Consider the following 13,928-nt stretch of genomic DNA (forward strand, 5'->3'; position numbering starts at 1 on the left):
ACATGACTTTTTATATGCGGCTGTTTACCGCTGTATTTTGGGCAAGGTATTTTGCGCTAACAGGTACTGACTCGGAGCGACGCCCATCAACTGCCTAAACATATAACCAAAGGCTGAACCCGAGGCATAACCTAAGGATAACGCTGTAGTGAGCACAGATTCACCTCGGCTGAGCATTTGAATCGCCACCTGCAATCTAAGCCTTTGCAACCATTGGCTATAACTCAGCCCTGTTTGCTGTTTAAATAATCTCGCTAACGTGCGGGCCGAGGCACCGACCTCCCGCTGCCAATCCACCAAAGTACGTTGCTCACTTGGATTGGCAAGCAAAGCCTCGGTAATGCGCAGTAATTTTTTATCCTTAGGATAAGGTAAATCCAAGGCGACCTTAGGGGCGAGCACCATAAAGTCACGGATCACCATCAAGAGCCGCATGACGCTATCCTTAAAATCGGGATCAATCAGCCCAGCCTCACTCTTCACTAAGGCATTAGCCTCTTGCAGTAATAACTGCAAAACAGGCTTCACACTCAAACAAGTACAGTCGGGTGGAAACCCGCCTATCCGGGTTTCATCCAAATACAGACTACTCAATTGCACCTGACCTAGCGCGATAACCTCATGATCGACAAAGGGAGGCACCCACACCGCTTGCTCAGGCGGCACAATGTAACGCCCAGCAGGCGTGATCACACTCAGCACACCTTGATTGGCATAAATGACCTGTCCCCAAGAATGACGATGGCGCTGCACATGTTCAAACGGCTTGAGTGTTCGCTTAAGCAACATGATGGAGGCACTTAGCCCTGCGGCGGCTAAACGTGAAGGTGCGACCTGCGTGTGCTGAGTAATATGCTGCTGGGATAAATGCGTGTCAGTGACTTGATTCAAGGTGTTATCGCCCAAAGTGATTTTTATATCGAAGCTTCTTTTCATATTATCGAGCCTCTTCCGAATAGAAGCGCCTCTTCATATAAAAGTACTTTATATTTGTAGAAGTGTCTTTATATCTAGATATTAAGTCAATCTATCGAGCCCAAGCCAAAGCAGCAAACGCTAACATGTCATATCAGGCTGAATTAATTGGAGATGACATGAGTATCCACATGGATAAAAACCGCGTAACGCCCGTTACATTACAAAAAATGAAAGGTAAAACCCCCATAGTTGCTCTCACCGCCTATGAAAAACCGATGGCAGAAATTATCGATCCCCATGTGGATATGATTATCGTCGGCGACTCCGTCGGCATGGTGGTTTATGGGCAAGACTCTACACTCGGGGTTACCTTAGAAATGATGATTAATCATGGTCTTGCTGTCAGTCGCGGCGCAGCACATGCCTGCGTTATTATCGATATGCCCTTTGGGAGTTATCAAGAATCGCCTCAGCAAGCCTTCAGACATGCCAGCCAAGTATTAATACGCACAGGCGCGCAGGCGGTAAAACTCGAGGGTGGCGCAGAGATGCTCGACACCACTCGTTTTTTAACCCAGCGAGGGATCCCTGTAATGCCACACATAGGATTAATGCCGCAACACGTGAATCAATTGGGTGGATTTAAAACCCAAGCAAGGGATGCTGCCGCCATCGAAGCCCTCGTTAGTTTAGCGAAAGACTTTGAGCAAGCAGGCGCTTTTAGCATACTGATTGAAGGCACATCCGAGCTCGCGGCGCGCACAGTGACGGTAGGAGTCTCAATCCCAGTTATAGGCATTGGTGCCTCACCCGCCTGCGATGGTCAAGTGCTCGTGACTGAGGATATCTTAGGCTTATTTTCTGACTACACGCCTAAATTTGCTAAACGCTATATCGACTTAGGACCATTGATCACTAAGGCCTGCGCCCAATATGCCCAAGAAGTGAGAACGGGTGAATTTCCAACATCGGAGCATTGCTTTGGCCTCAGTAAAACGACCAAGGTTACTGCGGATTAATTGTCTAAAGCGAAATGTTCCAGCAATCGAATAAACGATAAATCGAAATTTACAACTAATTGAGTCTACCGACTTGCTTTTTATAGGGGGGCGTTGCTTTAATAAAACTATTAAAACAATAAATTGAGTCTGAAGATTGCCTACATCAACTGCATTAGTCTTAGGCGGTGGCGGCGCTAGGGCGGCCTACCAAGTCGGCGTGTTAAAAGCACTGGTCCAGCTTTATCCACGCAATCATGGTATTCCCTTTAAAATTATTTGCGGAACCTCTGCGGGTGCCATCAATGGCACCGCTATCGCGACCCATGCCTCTTGCTTTCACCTTGGCGTCAGAAAACTCGAATGGGTTTGGCGTCACTTTGAAACTCGAAAAGTCTACCGAGCTTCGTTCACAGGTGTTCTCAGCCATCTAACGAAAATGGCCCTCAAAGGCATGCAAGATGATAAGGTCAATACCGATGCAGGCAGTCTGCTCGATAATGATCCGCTCAGAGGCTTACTCAATGAGCTAATCGACTTTAAACGTATCGACCGTAATATCCGTAATGGCTCACTGACCGCGCTGAGTGTGGATGCCTCTTGTTATAATAACTCTCGCTCAGTGACCTTTTTCCAAGCCGCGAAAGAAATCGAAAACTGGACCCGTGCCCGTCGCAGTGGCGAACGTATCATGCTCAATACCGAGCACCTACTCGCCAGTTCTGCAATCCCTATGGTATTTCCATCCATTAAACTCAACCAAGCCTATTATGGTGATGGTTCAGTCCATCAGCTAGCACCGCTCTCAAGCCCTATTCATTTAGGCGCCGAAAAACTCTTAGTCATTAACTTAGAGAGCCCGCACAAGCACTTTCCGATGGAACTAGAATATCACCCAAAAACGGCGACCATAGCGGGTCATCTGCTCGATACCATCTTTTCAGATACCTTAAATAGCGACCTTGAGCGGCTCGAAAGGATCAATAACACCTTAAGTCTCATTCCCGAGTCAAGCCGCAACAAGCTGGCCTTGCATCCAATAAAAACCTTAGTCATCAAGCCCAGCGAAGACCTCAGTAAAATTGCCGCCCGCTTCTATGATGACATGCCATGGGCAGTAAAAACCTTACTCGGTTTTATCGGCATAGATAGGCAGTCAGACTCAAGTATTGTGTCCTACCTACTCTTCGAAAAAACGTATACCAGCGCTTTAATCGACTTAGGCTATAAAGATGCCATGGAAAAAATCGATGAACTTAAAGATTTCTTTTGTTTAAAATAAGCTAACGACTTAATCAGTTTCTTCACTAAAAATCATGCCAAATGGATAGATATAGCTTGAATATTAGTGCCGAAATTCAAACTTTCGCATGAGCAAGAAGATGGATTTAACATTGATAATTTTGTTTGCATCGCTTACTATGCTGTACTAGATTATCAAAAAATCATGCACATTTTTTCAAAAAGGGAATCACGATGAAAAAAACTTCACTAGCACTTATCGTTGCAATGACAGCATTCAGCTCTATGGCTGCAAATGCAGTTGAAGGCCAAGCAGCAGGCGCTAACGCTGCAGCTAACAGCACTGGTTTAATCGTTGCTGGTTCTGTTGCTGCTGGTGCTGCAATTGCCGGTGCTGTTGCAATCTCTAACAGCTCTGATGGCAACCCAATCACGAGTACAGGTACTAACACTACCACTGGTACTGGCAACTAATCAGTCTGATATAGCTATCAAACAACCGCCTACTGGCGGTTGTTTTTTTTGTTTCTCCTAGAGAGTAGGAATTGCTCCATTTCTTGAAATAAGACTCACCTCTCTCTACATTTGATATTTATGACTATTGAGAATAAGCAACTCGGATGCGTATAAATAAAAAACTACTATCACTACTCACAGCCTCCATTGCATTAATGGGAATTTCTGGCTGTAGTCAACGAATTAGCGCCCTCAACGATACGATGAAATTGGCTTTCGTTGGAGATAGCGATATTAAGCTCACAACCGAGCAAGTGAAAGCTAATCCCTATGCCAGCATTTATGTCAAGATTGATGACACCCCCCAAGCATTTGTTGTTTTAGCCTTTGCGGAACCGAAACAAACTCTCACCCCAGTCAGACCCGTACCGGAAGTAATTGAGCTAAAATGGCTCTCCGCGGATAACGCTATGTTAGTGACAGTGAACGGACGTTTAGTAAAAACTCAAAGTCTACTTACTGGCAATTTAGCCGCAATAGAAAGCTCTGAACCCGATCCTATTCTCTTGGGCTTGCATTTAAGCAGTACTCCTAAAACTTGGACTCGAACTATTGATTGGCAGCCAGGATACCACTATGGATATAAGATTAAGTCGCAGTTTGCTTTTATTGCCGAGGAAGAGATACTCATCAACGATACGCCAACTCAAGCACTGCATTACAGTGAGCTAGTATCAGTGGAAGGCCTGAATATCCAGTATCAAAATGAATTTTGGTTAAAGCCAGATAATGGACACGTCATTAAAAGTCGCCAGAAGATAGCACCAAATCTACCTTTTATTGATATCACTTTACTTAAGCCATTTGCATCCTAGTGGAACCATTATGAGATATTACATAGCGCCATTGGCACTTGTACTTAGTTCGGTATTAACGACAACTGTTCAGGCTGAAACTCAGCTATTCATCAGCACATCAATAAATCAAGATGCTCAGGTTCAACTGAACTATCCTGCAGCAGTGCGTATTGAGCAAATAGTGCAAGATGGATTAGTCCAACTTCCAAAATATAATAAGACCAATCAAAATGAAGTCGTGCCTATTTATTGGTTAGGTGCAGCATTACTCGATATTGAGAATACCGCCGTATTAGAGACTAAACGCCAGCAAGTCTTAACCCTACTATCCAAAATGGGCGAAGCTAAAGACGACAGTGCTTACATCGCCAAGCTAGCTAAACTTGCACAATTCATTCGCAACTTAAAACTTGGACAACGTGTAATACAACCACTGGATGTTGATGTTATTCGAATTAATGATTCGTATAATGCGCTGATTAATGGTCGTTTTCTATTAGTTTTACCGCCTCGTCCAACAACCGTCACGGTACTTGGTGCAGTGGCTCAAACGGGGAGTTTTACATGGCAGAATCAACTAAGTAGCAAAGATTACCTCAAGCAAGCAGGCATACTCGATAATGCTGAAACTAGTTTTATATGGATAATTCAACCCGATGGACAGGCAATAAAACAACCTATCGCCTATTGGAACCATCAGACTCAGGATATTGCACCTGGGGCAACACTTTACGTTGAGTTTTCAAGCGGCTTTGGTGACGACACGAGTTTGAATGAAAACATGATTGAATTACTCAGGAATCGGGCTCTGTAATGAAAAACTCTCTCCATTCTTTAGGTCGTCTATCCGCACTATCTTTGGCACTTTTGCCACTATTACATGCGACTGCCGATGAATTTAGCTATCCCACACTCTTAGCCTCGCAATCAGATTTTGGCGGTGTTGGTTTAATGCAGATGCCAACGGGGCGTATGGCACCTGAAGGCGAGTTTAATTTTGCCACTAGCTATAACGACGAATACCAACACTTTACGGCCTCTGTACAACTTTTCCCTTGGTTTGAAACCACAGTTCGTTATACCCAAGTACAAGACTTACTCTATAGTAGCGACCCCAGTTTTAGTGGAAACACAAAATACACGGATAAGGGCATAGACTTTAAAGTCCGTCTACTTGAAGAAAGCAACTGGCTACCAGAAACCTCGATTGGTGTCCGCGACTTTGGTGGCACCGGATTATTCGATGCTGAGTTTATTGCGGCGACTAAACGAGTTGGGCCGTTAGATTTCACCTTAGGTATTGGCTGGGGATATATCGGTAATAGCGGCAACCTGACATCGGATAAAAAAGATCTCAACTATAACTGCGATCGAGATACGTCCTATGGTGGTAAAGGTGGCACAGTTGATTATCAACGTTGGTTTAAAGGTTGTGCGGCCCTCTTCGGCGGTGTCGAATATCAAACGCCTTGGGACCCACTACGCGTCAAAGTCGAATACGATGGTAACGACTACCAATCCGACTTTCCAGTTGTTCGCGGCGGTATTGCTATGCCACAGGACAGCAAATTTAACTATGGCCTATTATATCGGTTCGGAGACTGGGGAGATCTGCACTTAAGCTATGAGCGCGGAAACACTTGGACGCTTGGTTTTAGCCTACAAACGAATTTTAATGAGTTAACACAGATTAAACGCGATCCTGCTGCAGCGAAATATAAGCCAATTCCTGCGGCACCGTTAACACATGTGCAAACAACCAATACGCCATTAGATAGTGTTAATTCTTCTGAACAAACGCCTGCAATAGCCAGCGCCACCTTAGATACCACAAAAGAAATCGCTGACGTTCATTTAATACAGCCACAAGAGGGCATGTTAGAAACAGCAATTAACTGGTCGAAAGTAGCACAGGATCTACAATCCATTGCGGGCTATAACAATCCTAAAATTTACCTCGACTCTGACAGCATCACTGTCATTGGTGAGCAAACTAAGTTTCGAGATAGAAATGAAGCCCATCAAAGGGCGGCAACCATACTCGCCAACAGTAGCGATCTAACTCGAATCAAAGAGTATCGCTTGATTGAAACTCACTATAGCCAGCCAATTACCGAAACTCGTATTAATGCGGAAAAATTTGCGCAAGTAGCGAGTTTTGGCTATCTGAATGCGAAGATTACAGACGCAAGTCAAGTCAGTGTCCCTTCATTACCTCAAGGCCAACTAGTCACACACTCAGACAAAAATTGGTTAGACAAGCTTGGCTTTGATATTTCACCAACTATGGTGCAATCCTTCGGTGGTTCGGAAGGCTTCTACATGTTTAATATCGGTGTTACAGGTAGTGCCAACTATCGATTTACCGATAACTTCGAATTTGGCGGTTCTCTCTACCTTAATTTATACGATAACTACGATAAGTTTTTATATGACGTGCCACCAGACGGCACCGACTTAAAACGCGTAAGAACCTTAATCCGTCAATATGTTCACGATAACCCAGTGAGAGTTAATAACCTGCAACTCACTTGGATGGACAATCTTAGCGATAATATTTCCTATCAAGCCTATGGTGGCTATTTAGAGATGATGTATGGCGGTGTTGGTACTGAGTTCCTATATCGCCCACTTAATAGTCAATGGGCCTTTGGGTTCGATGTTAACTATGCTAAGCAGCGAGATCCCGATAGTATGTTTGGGTTCTTTAAGGATGAAAATCAATTTGACCCTCTCACCAATCGTGCCTATCGAGTTCAGACTGGCGTAGTGACTGGACATGCAACGGCTTATTACCAACCGGAGTGGTTTCCTAATACCTTACTCAGAATCAGTGCAGGACAATACCTCACCGAGGACAAAGGCGTGACGGTTGATTTCTCTAAACAGTTTGATAGTGGTGTTATCGTCGGCGCATTTGCGACTAAAACTAATCTATCGGCAGATGAATACGGTGAGGGAAGCTTTACCAAGGGATTCTATATTTCAATCCCATTCGATCTAATGACGGTTAAGTCTACCCATAGTCGTGCTTTCCTATCATGGATGCCGTTGACCCGCGACGGCGGTCAAATGCTTGGCCGTAAGTACAACTTGTTCGATGTAACTGATGCACGTGCGCCTTGGTATACCAGACCCAGTGTTGACCCCATTAAATAATTAGTACGCAGTAAAACCTCAAAACGGGCAAGATAATTCTTGCCCGTTTTGTTTTCTGCCATTAGGACTAACTTACAATAGTAAAATCTGCACTGCCAAATTAGCTCACTACTTTATTGGCGATTTAATTCCATGTGGCGATGAACGTAAGTACTGTGGCGGCGCTTTCACAGTTGCACCTAATATTGCTGCCGCATGCCAAGGCCAATGTGGGTCATAGAGCATAGTGCGAGCAAGTGCAATAGCATCAGCCTGCCCGTGTGTCAGAATCGTTTCTGCTTTATTGGCATCCGTAATTAATCCCACGGCAATCACAGGTGTGTTTACCTCAGCTTTAATGGCTTCGGCAAAAGGCACTTGAAAGTGTTCTGCAACAGGGATTTGTTGTAGCGGACTTAATCCACCTGTACTCACATGGATAAAATCACAGCCTCGGGCCTCTAATGCTTTTGCCAATACTAGGCTTTGGGTTAAATCCCAACCGCCATCAACCCAATCAGTCGCTGATATCCGCACACCGAGTGCCATCTTAGGCGATATCACTGCTTTAATTGCATCGAACACGGCCAACAATAAGCTCAAACGATTTTCTAAACTGCCACCATATTGGTCAATGCGTTGATTCGATAATGGGGATAAAAATTGATGAAGTAAATAACCGTGAGCAGCATGGAGTTCAATCGCATCAAGCCCTAATCGTTCGGCACGTTGCGCCGAACTGACAAATGCCAATATAAGCTCATCAATTTCATCCAATGTCATCGCACTCGGTAATGCTGTGCCTTCGTTAAAAGCCTGCGCGGAAGGCGCTATCGTCTGCCAACCATTATGTTCATCGGGTGCAATAGTGCCGCCACCTTCCCAAGGTTTTCGAGTTGATGCTTTACGCCCCGCATGGGCAAGTTGTATCGCCATCGGCATATTTGAATACTTGCGGATAGATTTGAGTGTTTTATCTAAGGCCGCTTCCGTTTTGTCATCCCACAGGCCTAAATCTGCATAGGAGATCCGGCCATTGGGCAAAACAGCAGTCGCCTCTAAAATGAGCATTCCCGCTCCCGATAACGCCATGCTGCCTAAGTGAATCGTATGCCAATCGGTTGCTTGACCGTTTTCCGCCGAATACTGGCACATAGGCGCAATAATAATCCGGTTTGCTAACTCGAGTTGACCTAAGGTCAAAGGCGAAAATAATAAGCTCATTGTCATTCCTTCTAATACAAAGCCTGATTGGTTTTATGATGCGGCGCTGGCGTCGCTATCCCGCGTCGATAAAATAGGTGCAGCTAGCAAGGGCCAATCGATGGCAAAGTCGGCATGGTCCCAAGCAAGCACATATTCATCCTGCGGCGCGTAATAATCGGTGCAACGGTAAATCACATCGGCATAATCACTCAGCACGTAAAAACCGTGGGCAAAACCAGGTGGGATCCACATCTGTAAATGATTATCGGCCGATAATATTCGACCGACCCATTTCCCATAGGTCGATGAATTTTCACGAATATCCACGGCAACATCGAAAATACTTCCCGCACACACTCGCATAAGTTTCCCTTGGGGTTGCAGCAATTGATAATGTAATCCCCGTAGAACATTTTGCTGTGATCGGCTGTGATTATCTTGAACAAAAACAGCGGCTGGGAGTCCTCGATTGGCAAGGCAATCGTCAAAATAAGATTGCCTAAAGGTTTCCATAAAAAAGCCGCGTTCATCGCCAAATACCTGGGGCTCAAATACCAGCACCTCAGCTAGCTCAGTTTCAATACACTTCATTAAATACCTGTTTATTAAGCAGTCCTAACAAATACTCACCATAACCACTTTTCAATAAAGGGTGCGCCAAGGCTTGTAGCTGTACAGCATCAATCCAGCCTAGATAAAATGCTGTTTCTTCAGGGCAATTGATTTTGAGCCCTTGCCGTTTTTCAATCGCGGCAATAAATTGTGTTGCCTCAGCCATAGCGTCGGGTGTCCCAGTATCAAGCCAGGCGGTTCCTCGACCCATAATCTCTACTTGTAGTTCACCTAAACTCAAATATCGGCTGATCACATCGACAATTTCCAACTCTCCCCGCGCCGAAGGATGCACACTCTTAGCAAAATCACAGGCTCGACTATCAAAAAAATACAATCCGGGAATCGCGTAGGAAGACCGCGCCGCTAAGGGTTTCTCTTCAATTGAAATGGCCTTTCCTGAATCATCAAATTCAACCACGCCATAGGCATTAGGATTCGCCACATGATAGCCAAAGATAGTCGCACCCGATTGCATTTGTAATGCTTTTTGTAGGTTAGCGCTAAGATGCTGACCGTAAAATAAGTTATCACCTAAGATAAGCGCACATGCATCACCCGCTAAAAAAGACTCGGCAATGATTAATGCCTCAGCCAAACCCTTTGGTGACGACTGCTCGGCATACTCGAGCCGAATCCCCCAACGGGTACCATCCCCTAACAGGGCACGAAAAAGCGGCAAATCATGGGGAGTGCAAATGATCAATATCTCCCGAATGTCAGCCTGCATTAGGGTGACAAGGGGATAATAAATCATAGGTTTATCATAGATTGGCAGCAGTTGCTTACACACAACCTGCGTCATAGGATAGAGCCGAGAGCCAGTGCCCCCCGCCAGTAAAATGCCTTTTCTCATTGATATATCTAGGATTAGTGAATCAACTAAAGTGCAAAGAGTGTAGCATACAAACGCAGGGAAAAGCAGACCGGCCAAAGGCTTGCTAGGTGCTAGAAATTGCGAACCAGTGTCCTGGATTACAGAACACTTCGTTTACGATTGACGGATTACCGAACGCTCGCAAGCTCACTCTCCGTCAGGGCGAAGCCCGTTCTGTAAACAGTCAGTCACGCAGTGACATTCCGTAGCCGCACAGCGGCGTTCGTAGAAACTAGAGCGCTTCGCTGCTAGAGTCTATAGCCACACAGCGGTGTTCTAGAGCGAGCCAGCGAGTGTCCTCTTTACCGCTCGGGGATCTGAATTTCGACTTTTACGCCTTGATTGGGAGAGGAAGTCAGCAAAATACTGCCATTTAATTTCTGCGTCACCAGATTATAAATAATGGACATACCCAGCCCAGTGCCGCCTTCCTTACGCGCGGTAGTGAAAAAGGGCTCAAACGCCTTCGCCTTAACCTCATCGGACATACCCACACCGTTATCCTGATACATCATTCGAATTTGTTCATTGAGCTTGTCAACCCGAATAGTGATTGCTTTATCTCCAGTAAAATCATCAGGAAAACCATGGCGAAAACTATTAGCCACTAAGTTAGTAAATATTTGCGCAATTGCACCGGGATAAGAGTCGATAAAAATATTATCATCTAACTCAACGGTTAAGGTAATGTTTTTCTTACGCATTAAAGGTCTTAACGAGCTAAAAATTTGGAATATATAGGTCTTTAGATTAAAGCGTTCACGCTCCAGAACGGACTGATCGGCCGCCGTACGTTTAAAGTTATGCACTAACTCAGCCGCCCGTGAAAGATTGCGTTCAATTAACCCTAATCCATCTTGCATAGTATTAATAAAACTTAAAAACTTATCTTCATCCAGTTCATTACGCTCAAAAAATCCCTTCAATAACGCCAGTTCATCTAAACAATGGGTTACCGACGTCACCGCTATCCCCAATGGTGTATTGACCTCATGGGCGACCCCAGCGACTAAGCTTCCCAGTGCCGCCATTTTTTCATTCTCGACGAGGTGGTTTTGGGTCGCACTCAGGTTAGCTAATGCCGCCTCTAATTCTTTTGTTCTATGTTCAACTTGGCTTTCAAGATCCGCATTGATGGCCTTTAGTTGTTGTTGATAATCAAAAATTTCCTTCGCACTCATTGCACGTGCAAACAAATCGGCTAGCGCGGAAGCAAATGCTTTTTCATCCCGAGTCCATTCACGGGGTGTGCCTTGATGTTCAGAGCAAATAATCCCAACCATCTTGCCACTGCGTCGTATTGGGCTATCGAGCATTGAGGTGATGTGATTTGGCTGCAAATACCCAGCCAAAAACTCATGGGTAGCAAGATCCGTTTGCGCGTGATTAGCAACGATAGTGCGTTCGTTATCTAGCAAGCTGAAATAATGAGGATATTGGCTGCGGGTTATGACTAATGGCTCCTGCACGCGCGCATTATCGAGCAGGAAAAAACACTGAATACTTTGGTGATCTTCACTCCACAGCCAGATCCCGGCGCGGGAAATATTAAGTCCCTTGCAGACGGATGACACAATCAACTGCGATGCCTGTGTTAAATCCCCCTGATCGATCACCTGGGACTTACTCACATCGAATAGAATTCTGTCTAACATGCGCGTCATAATGATATTGATCCACCTAAAGATTCTGTATTGTTTTTGGATAACGCCACAAGCCCACCTCCCAAGCGCTAAGAGATAGATTTTAGTATAGATTCAATCTAGGAAGTGACGAGGCCATGTTGACATTTCGAGATTAAATTTTGTTCTCTATTGCCAATTCATAAACACGAAACGAGGAGTGAAGTGCCATTATTCAACTCAAATGATGAGTCGTTAGAGTGAAAAATCAGAGCGAGAGCATGCAATCACTTCAACAATTTATCTTCACCAAGGGCAAGTTCCATCAGCTAAATAAACAATCGAGGTGCAAATAACACATTGTTATAACATGATAATAAGAGAAATTTTGCTCAATACACCTTGCCGAGTATGATAACAACTGACATGCTAAATTTTACTCAACAAATGGGATCGGGTATGAACAAATCACTCTTAACAATCACCTTTTTAGCCCTGTTCACCACCGCCTGCTCAGAGCCCGCACAACCAAGTGCAAATACGGCGGCACAAACCGAGGCAACGGCCAGCATTTACCTTGGCGATACCAGCAAAAATGCACTCGACTGGCCCGGTGAATATGAAGGCGTCGTTCCCTGTGCAAGCTGTGAGGGGATCCAAACCCATATCAGCCTGCGGGCAGATAACAGCTTCGAGCTAAAGACTGTTTATTTAGGCAAAGATGAGCGGATTTTCAAAGTAACAGGCACCGCAGTTTGGGATGAACAAGGGCGCAACATCACCCTAGCGGATGGTAGTCAATATTTGGTCGGTGAAAACCAACTCATCATGCTAGACACTGAGGGCAAACGCATTACCGGTGAACTTGCCGAGCATTATGTATTGAAGAAGAAAGGTTGATAAAAAATATGCAACTTATCCGTTATCGGGAATGCCCATCAACAACATGGAAAAATGGCGGCGGCAGTACCAAACAGTTACTGATTTCCCCAAGCCATGCGGATTTATCTGATTTTGATTATCGGATAAGCATAGCCAGCGTTTCGAGCAGCGGCCCTTTCTCACTATTTATCGGCATAGATAGGCAACTATGCTTACTCGAAGGTGAAGGACTCAAACTGCACATTCAAGGAGATAGCCTCAATAGCAGCACCCTATTAACCCCCAATAATGCCCCGTTTAATTTTAAGGGTGAAACTCAAATTGAGAGCCAATTACTGGATGACCCAGTTCTCGATTTCAATGTTATGACCAAACGGGACAAATATAGCTCCAATATCGAAAAAATCTGCATTAACGACACTTTTATCTCTGATTCAAGCGAAAACACACTCGACACAACACAGGAGCAAAACGTTTGCATGCCACTGCAATTACTCTTGTGTTTAGAACCCGTTATATGGGACCAGAATGGCCATTTAACTGAGCTTGAACGCTACGATTTATTGCTCTGCCCCCCTGGCGAACCGCTCAATTTCAAAAGTGATAATCCAACCAAATGGCTCTGCATTAGCCTTAGTAGGAACAAAGGGACGTCCTAAAAATTGCAAAGTAACCTTCCTAGATAACAGAACGCTTAGTTCACAATTGACGGAACGCTGCGCTGACGGAGGACGGATTACGGAAAAGCCGATTTCTGTTACGTTGTCATCCTAGCCACTCTTAGGCGGCCATCCTCGCTTTCACACCGTCATCCTCCCCCCTTTACACTTTCATCCTCGCGGACGCGGGGATCCAGATATTACCGTGTACCTTGACATCCTCCTCGCCGTAAACGACGAGGATTCCTACTGCGGTTAGGCGCGAACGCCGGACTCGCTTCGGTGGGTTCCTGCTGCTGGCGGCATTGTTGCACCACTCACTTCACAGGCTAATCGGGCGTGTCCCGCCCTTAATACATTGATCGCGCCGACGACATCGGCGTTTTCTTCAAAGCCACATTCCACACAGGCAAACCGAGCTTGCGTGGCGCGGTTATCCTTCGATATGTGACCACAGCACG

Annotated in this window: 14 protein-coding genes; 8 read left to right on the forward strand and 6 right to left on the reverse strand. The window is 45.2% G+C overall.

The window, feature by feature from the left end; all coding sequences use genetic code 11:
• Positions 1 to 24 precede the first annotated feature (24 nt).
• The gene (locus L5M37_RS12095) at positions 25 to 906 is read right to left on the reverse strand and encodes a helix-turn-helix transcriptional regulator (protein WP_317630092.1); all 882 of its coding nucleotides are present in this window, start codon (positions 904 to 906) and stop codon (positions 25 to 27) included.
• Positions 907 to 1,094: 188 nt separating this feature from the next.
• Between L5M37_RS12095 and panB the strand changes: the two genes are divergently transcribed.
• The 6 genes from panB (at position 1,095) to L5M37_RS12125 (ending at position 7,630) form a co-directional block, all read left to right on the forward strand.
• Entirely contained in the window at positions 1,095 to 1,937 is an 843-nt protein-coding gene (gene panB / locus L5M37_RS12100; RefSeq protein ID WP_263200586.1) for a 3-methyl-2-oxobutanoate hydroxymethyltransferase, read from the forward strand.
• Positions 1,938 to 2,073: 136 nt separating this feature from the next.
• Entirely contained in the window at positions 2,074 to 3,198 is a 1,125-nt protein-coding gene (locus L5M37_RS12105; RefSeq protein ID WP_263200587.1) for a patatin-like phospholipase family protein, read from the forward strand.
• Between the two features lie 194 nt (positions 3,199 to 3,392).
• Positions 3,393 to 3,632 carry a hypothetical protein gene (locus L5M37_RS12110; RefSeq protein WP_263178055.1) on the forward strand — a complete coding sequence of 80 codons (240 nt, stop codon included), beginning with the start codon at positions 3,393 to 3,395 and terminating at the stop codon, positions 3,630 to 3,632.
• 146 nt (positions 3,633 to 3,778) lie between these two features.
• Entirely contained in the window at positions 3,779 to 4,489 is a 711-nt protein-coding gene (locus tag L5M37_RS12115) for a YjbF family lipoprotein (RefSeq protein WP_263178058.1), read from the forward strand.
• A 10-nt stretch (positions 4,490 to 4,499) separates the two neighbouring features.
• Entirely contained in the window at positions 4,500 to 5,285 is a 786-nt protein-coding gene (locus tag L5M37_RS12120) for a capsule biosynthesis GfcC family protein (RefSeq protein WP_263166600.1), read from the forward strand.
• Entirely contained in the window at positions 5,285 to 7,630 is a 2,346-nt protein-coding gene (locus L5M37_RS12125; protein WP_263178060.1) for a YjbH domain-containing protein, read from the forward strand. Before L5M37_RS12120 ends, L5M37_RS12125 begins: the two co-directional genes overlap by 1 nt.
• Positions 7,631 to 7,738: 108 nt before the next feature.
• On the opposite strand, the gene L5M37_RS12130 is transcribed toward L5M37_RS12125, so the two are convergent.
• The 4 genes from L5M37_RS12130 to L5M37_RS12145 form a co-directional block, all read right to left on the reverse strand.
• Positions 7,739 to 8,833: an NADH:flavin oxidoreductase/NADH oxidase gene (locus L5M37_RS12130; protein ID WP_263178062.1), complete on the reverse strand. Its 1,095-nt coding sequence runs from the start codon at positions 8,831 to 8,833 to the stop codon at positions 7,739 to 7,741.
• 33 nt (positions 8,834 to 8,866) lie between these two features.
• Positions 8,867 to 9,406 carry a dTDP-4-dehydrorhamnose 3,5-epimerase gene (gene rfbC, locus L5M37_RS12135; protein ID WP_263200589.1) on the reverse strand — a complete coding sequence of 180 codons (540 nt, stop codon included), beginning with the start codon at positions 9,404 to 9,406 and terminating at the stop codon, positions 8,867 to 8,869.
• Complete coding sequence (gene rfbA / locus L5M37_RS12140; protein ID WP_115014267.1) at positions 9,393 to 10,283, reverse strand: glucose-1-phosphate thymidylyltransferase RfbA; 891 nt, start codon at positions 10,281 to 10,283, stop codon at positions 9,393 to 9,395. Before rfbA ends, rfbC begins: the two co-directional genes overlap by 14 nt.
• A gap of 323 nt (positions 10,284 to 10,606) precedes the next feature.
• Positions 10,607 to 11,968, reverse strand: a complete 1,362-nt coding sequence (locus tag L5M37_RS12145; RefSeq protein WP_086904477.1) for a sensor histidine kinase — start codon at positions 11,966 to 11,968, stop codon at positions 10,607 to 10,609.
• 417 nt (positions 11,969 to 12,385) lie between these two features.
• Between L5M37_RS12145 and L5M37_RS12150 the strand changes: the two genes are divergently transcribed.
• Together L5M37_RS12150 and L5M37_RS12155 are read left to right on the forward strand one after the other, a co-directional pair.
• Complete coding sequence (locus L5M37_RS12150) at positions 12,386 to 12,826, forward strand: copper resistance protein NlpE (RefSeq protein WP_263200591.1); 441 nt, start codon at positions 12,386 to 12,388, stop codon at positions 12,824 to 12,826.
• Between the two features lie 8 nt (positions 12,827 to 12,834).
• Positions 12,835 to 13,467: a HutD family protein gene (locus tag L5M37_RS12155; RefSeq protein WP_232005158.1), complete on the forward strand. Its 633-nt coding sequence runs from the start codon at positions 12,835 to 12,837 to the stop codon at positions 13,465 to 13,467.
• Between the two features lie 255 nt (positions 13,468 to 13,722).
• Here the strand turns inward: L5M37_RS12155 and L5M37_RS12160 are convergent.
• The coding region (locus tag L5M37_RS12160) for a transposase (RefSeq protein WP_263200593.1) at positions 13,723 to 13,928 on the reverse strand (206 nt) is incomplete at its 5' end.

Origin of the sequence: Shewanella sp. SM69 (genome assembly GCF_025653985.1) — a bacterium.
GTDB classification, from domain to species: Bacteria; Pseudomonadota; Gammaproteobacteria; order Enterobacterales; family Shewanellaceae; genus Shewanella; species Shewanella oncorhynchi.